The following is a 5,088-nucleotide window of genomic DNA, read 5'->3' as shown; positions in this document are numbered from 1 at the left end:
TTCTGGGTATGCTCATTTAGCAAACGAGTGCCTTCAGCCGCTCGGCCACGTCTCCAGCGCCGTTGGCTCTAAAAGTTCGTGTCGGGGCGGTCAAGCGGCGCGGCTGCCCTGCGGCGTTCGTAGTGCTTGGCGATGCGCAGGTGGCGTGCGATCGCATAGTTCATGGCCGTCAGGAAGCCGTAGACCCCGCGCACGCAGTGGCGGCGGCCGACATAGGCCTTGAGGAAGTTGCCCGGCAGTTCGACGAAGATGCGCCACGTCGGAAGCGCGATGCCGCGGGCCGCAAGGTCGTCCGCCTGCTGGTCGGAATAGCGGTTGAGCTTGTCGAGCTGGTCCCCGAGCGAGCGCACCGAGAAGTGGTGGATCACTCCCTTGAGGCGGCCGGCCACGACGCTCGGCTGAAGCTCGACGCGGTCGTGGACCGGGGAGGGCGCGTAGCGGCCGCGATCCCTGCGGTAGAGCCGCACCGGCGTCAGCGCGTAGGCCCACGGGTGGGGGCGGTCCTCGCCGGGGAAGACCTCCGCGATGGCGATGCGCCACGCGGGCCGGCTCGGCTCGCCGTCCGCGAACAGCGCCCGGATGTTGGCCGCGAGGTCGGGCGGCACCACCTCGTCGGCGTCGAGGTTGAGCAGCCAGTCGTGGCGGCACAGGTCCTCGGCGAACCGCTTCTGCGGGCCGTAGCCGGGCCAGTCGTTGTGGATCACCCGGGCGCCGAGCGAGGCGGCGAGCGCCTGCGTGCCGTCCGTCGAGCCGGAATCCACCACCACGAGGTCGTCGGTCAGGTCGCGCACCGCGCGGATCGTCGCGCCGATGCGGTCCGCCTCGTTGCGGGCGATGATGAAGATGGAGATCTGCATGGCGTCACGGCGTCGCGGAGGCCACCCCTACCGGGCGGGCGCCCCGCGGACAAGCGACGCTCAAGGCTCCGCGGCGGCCAGCCGCCCGCGCTGGAGCTTGCCGTTGGCGGTGCGCGGCAGGGCGTCGAGGAAGCGGATCTCGCGCGGGCGCTTGTAGGCCGCGAACCGGTCGCCGCACCAGGCGAGCAGGGCGTCCCGGTCGGGCTCGGCGCCGGGCTCGAGCACGACGAACCCGCAGATCACCGCGACGTCGGCCCGCACCGCGACGGCGGCGACGCCGGCCTCGGCCACCGAGGGGTGTTCGATCAGCACGGCCTCGACCTCGTTCGGCGAGACGCGGTAGCCCATCGCGTTCATCAGGTCGTCGTTGCGGCCCTCGAACCAGAGGTAGCCGTCGGCGTCGAGGTGCGCGAGGTCGCCCCCGGCGAACCAGTCGCCGCGCATCACTTGGCCCTCCCCGGCGGGCCGGTGCCAGTAGCCGAGCATCAGCCCCGGCTCCGAACGGTGCACGGCGAGCAGCCCCGTCCCGCCTGCCGGCAACGGCTCGGGCGGCCCGTCCACCGGCAGGATAGCCACGCGGCGCCCCGGCTGGGGCTTGCCGGGCGAGCCGCGGCGTTGCGGGATCGTCGGGCCGGTCGAGGCGTAGGTCGAGATCTCGCTCATGCCGAGCGCCTCGTAGACCGGCTTGCCCGTGGCCCGGGTCCAGGCATCGAGGAGGTCGGGCGGCAGCGCCTCGCCGGCGGTGCAGCCGTGGCGCAGGCTCGACAGGTCGAAGCGCGCCGGATCGCCGTATTTCAGGATCTGCCGGTAGAGGCTCGGGACGGCGGCGAACACGCTCGCGCGATGGCGCGCGATCAGGCGCGGCCACACCGCCGGGTCGCGCGGCCCGTCGTAGAGCACCGCGGCGGCGCCGATCGACCACGGGTCGGTGATGCCGACGCCCAGCGTATAGGTCCAGTTCATGGTGCCCGCATGCAGCATCACGTCGGCCTCGGAGAGGCCGAGCCAGTGCGCCAGCATCGGCCGGTGGGCGTAGATGGTGCGGTGGCCGTGCAGCACGCCCTTCGGCCGGCTCGTGGTGCCGGAGGTGTAGACCAGGGTCGCCTGGTCGCCGGCTGCCGTGTCGGCGTAGCCGGCGACCGGCGGGCCGGCCTTCATCGCGGCGATCGCGGCGGCGTCGAGCAAGATGCGGCCGCCGAGGTCGGCCGGATCGACCGCGCACCCGGCGCCGACCGCGACCGCGGCGGCGCCCGAATCGTCCATCAGGAACGCCGCCTCGGCTGGCGTGAGCTGCGGCGAGGACGGCAGGGCCACGAGCCCGGCGGCCAGCGCGCCGAAATAGACGAGGACGTAGTCGACCTCGTTGCCCATGCGGATCATCACCCGGTCGCCGGGCCGAAGCCCCGACCGCAGGAGCCCCGCGGCGATGCCGCGGACGGCGCGGTCGGCCTCGCCGAAGGTGACGCGCGAGACGGCGTCGTCCGCGCCGACCATGGACAGCGCGGTCTTGTCCGGCCGCGCCCGCGCGTTCTCGCCGAGGCAGTAGCGGGCCGCGTTGAAGCGCGCGGGGGGATGACGGTCGTCGGACACCATGTCGGGCTTCCCGGACGTTCGCACGTCGTGCGGGTGTCCGTCAGGGGCGCCGGCTCCGTCAACCGCGCGTCGGGCGCTCAGGCGCGCCGCGGTGCCCGGCCCTCCTGCTCCTCGAAGCCCTTGAGCACCTTGTCCAGCGTCAGCGGGTAGTCGCGGATGCGGATGCCGGTGGCGTTGTGGACGGCGTTGGCCAGCGCCGCGCCGGCGCCGCAGATCCCGAGCTCGCCGAGACCCTTGCTCTTCAGCGGGTTCGCCTTGTCGTCGAGTTCGGGCAGGAACACCGCCTCGATCGCCGGGATGTCGGCATGCACCGGCACGTGGTACTCGGCCAGATCGTGGTTGACGAAGCTGGCGTAGCGGGGATCGATCACCGCATCCTCCATCAGGGCCGCGCCGACGCCGAAGGTCATGCCGCCGATCGCCTGACTGCGGGCGGTCTTGGCGTTGAGGACGCGCCCGCCGGTGAACACGCCGAGCATCCGCCGCAGCCGGATCTCGCCGGTGTCACGGTCGACGCCGACCTCGGCGAAATGCGCACCGAACGAATACTGCGAGAACGCCTCCTTCATCGTTCCGGGCTTGATCTCGCCCTCGGCCTCGACGCCGTTCGCCCCGGCAAGGTCGGACAGCGCCTCCGAACGGTTGCCCGAGGTGACGCGGCCGTCGGCGAAGACGGCGCCGTCCGGATTGAGGTCCGTGGCCGCGACGAGCTTCCGGCGGAGGTTGTCGCAGGCGACGTACAGCGCCGAGCCCGCCGAGCCCGCGCCGAACGAGCCGCCCGAGCCGGCGGCCGCCGGGAACAGGGTGTCGCCGATCTCGACGCAGATGCGGTCGATCGGCAGGCCCATCATCGCGCCGGCGATCTGGGCGAGGATGGTGTAGGTGCCGGTGCCGATGTCGGTCATCGCCATCCGCACGGTGAGCGTACCGTCCGGCCCGAGCCGCACGGAGGCCGAGGACGCCATCAGCGGGTTGAGGCGGGCGGCGGCCGACATGCCCATCCCGACCATCCAGGCGCCGTCGCGCGTCGCGCCCGCGGCTCCGCGCCGGTCCCACCCGAACAGCCGCGCGCCCTCGCGCATGCAGGGCACGAGCTGGCGGGTCGAGAACGGAACCTGCTTCTCGGGGTCCTGCGTCGGCTCGTTGCGGATGCGGAGTTCGATCGGATCGATGCCCATCCGCTCGGCGAGCTCGTCCATGGCGCATTCGAAGGCGAGCATGCCGACGGCCTCGCCCGGCGCGCGCATCGAGGAGGCGATCGGCAGGTTCAGCGTGGCGAGCCGGTGCCGGGTGAGCCGGTTCGGGGCGGCGTAGAGCGCCCGCGTCACGTTGGCGGACGTCTCGAAGAACGCGTCGCCCTCGGCGGTGTCGGACCAGGATTCGTGCGCGATGGCGGTCAGGCGCCCCTCTCGGTCGGCACCGAGGCGGATGCGCTGGATGGTGTCGCTGCGGTGGGTGCCGACGTGGAACTCCTGCTGGCGCGTCAGCGCCACCTTCACCGGGCGCGAGACCGCCTTCGAGGCGAGCGCGGCGAGCGTCGCCTCCGGCGTCGGCTGGAGCTTCGCGCCGAACCCGCCGCCGATGTAGCGGCTCACCAGCCGGACGTTCTCGACCGGCAGCTTCAGCACCTGCGCCAGGGACTTCTGCCCGCGGTTCAGCATCTGGTTGGCGGTGTAGAGCACCACGTGGTCGCCGTCCCACGAGGCGATCGTCGCGTGCGGCTCCATCTGCGCGTGGACCTGCGAGGGCGTGGCGTATTCGACGTCGAGCGTCACCGGGGCGGCGGCAAAGGCGCCGTCGAAATCGCCGAGCGCGGAATCCGGGTCGGTCTGCGCGGCCTTGGGCTTGTAGGTCTGCGGCATCGCCTCGCGCAGCGACGCCTTCGGCTTGCGGACATCGTAGGAGACCCTCACCAGCGCCGCCGCCGCACGTGCCTGCTCGAAGGTCTCGGCGACGACGAAGGCCACAGGCTGGTCGAAGAACGTGATCGCGGTGCCGGCAAGCTGCGGCCAGACCTGCTCCTTCTTCTCGCCCTGCTCCGGCACGTTCTCGTGCGTCATCACGTGGATGACGCCGGGCGCCTTCGCCGCCGCGGCCGTGTCGATCGCCCGGATCGTGCCGCTCGCGATCCGCGCGCCGACGATGACGCCGTAGGCGACGTTCTTCAGCTCGCGGGTCTCGTAGGCGTAGGGCGCGCGGCCCATCACCTTGAGGCGGCCGTCGATGCGGTCGATCGGCCGGCCGACGAGGCCGCCGGGCTTGCCGTCGAGCGGCGTGACGCCGACCGGCTGGTTCATCTCCATGGGGCGATCCTGAATGCGGGGGCGGGGACGGGCTCAGGCGCGGGAGGCTTCGGCCACCACCGCGCGCAGCGTCCGCCGGGTCAGCGGGATCTTGAAGTCGTTGCTTCCGTAGCCGCGGGCGCCGGCGAGGACGGCGTCCGCCGCATCATCCGCTTGCCCGGCGCTCACCAGGGCCGTCTCGGCAGCCTCGACCCGCCACGGCACGTGGGCGAGGCCGCCGAAGGCCAAGCGCGCCCGGCCGATCCTCCCGTCCGCCTTGCCGATGACGGCCGCCACGGAGACCGTGGCGAAGGCGTAGGAGGCGCGGTCGCGGACCTTGCGGTAGATGTGCAGGC

General features: G+C 72.5%; 3 protein-coding genes and 1 pseudogene. All 4 read right to left on the bottom strand.

The window, feature by feature from the left end; all coding sequences use genetic code 11:
* Positions 1-68: 68 nt before the first annotated feature.
* Complete coding sequence (locus ACFE86_RS21065; protein ID WP_375457272.1) at positions 69-857, bottom strand: glycosyltransferase family 2 protein; 789 nt, start codon at positions 855-857, stop codon at positions 69-71.
* 60 nt (positions 858-917) lie between these two features.
* On the bottom strand, positions 918-2,450 hold the full coding sequence (locus ACFE86_RS21060; RefSeq protein WP_375457271.1) for a class I adenylate-forming enzyme family protein: 1,533 nt from the start codon (positions 2,448-2,450) through the stop codon (positions 918-920).
* 77 nt (positions 2,451-2,527) lie between these two features.
* Complete coding sequence (locus ACFE86_RS21055; RefSeq protein WP_375457270.1) at positions 2,528-4,753, bottom strand: molybdopterin cofactor-binding domain-containing protein; 2,226 nt, start codon at positions 4,751-4,753, stop codon at positions 2,528-2,530.
* Positions 4,754-4,786: 33 nt separating this feature from the next.
* Positions 4,787-5,088: pseudogene (locus ACFE86_RS21050) on the bottom strand (xanthine dehydrogenase family protein subunit M); the annotation flags it as partial.

Source organism: uncultured Methylobacterium sp., from assembly GCF_964244095.1.
In the GTDB taxonomy this organism is placed as follows: Bacteria; Pseudomonadota; Alphaproteobacteria; order Rhizobiales; family Beijerinckiaceae; genus Methylobacterium.
The sequence above is the reverse complement of the archived record's forward strand: the minus strand, read 5'-3'. Positions and strand labels throughout refer to the sequence as shown.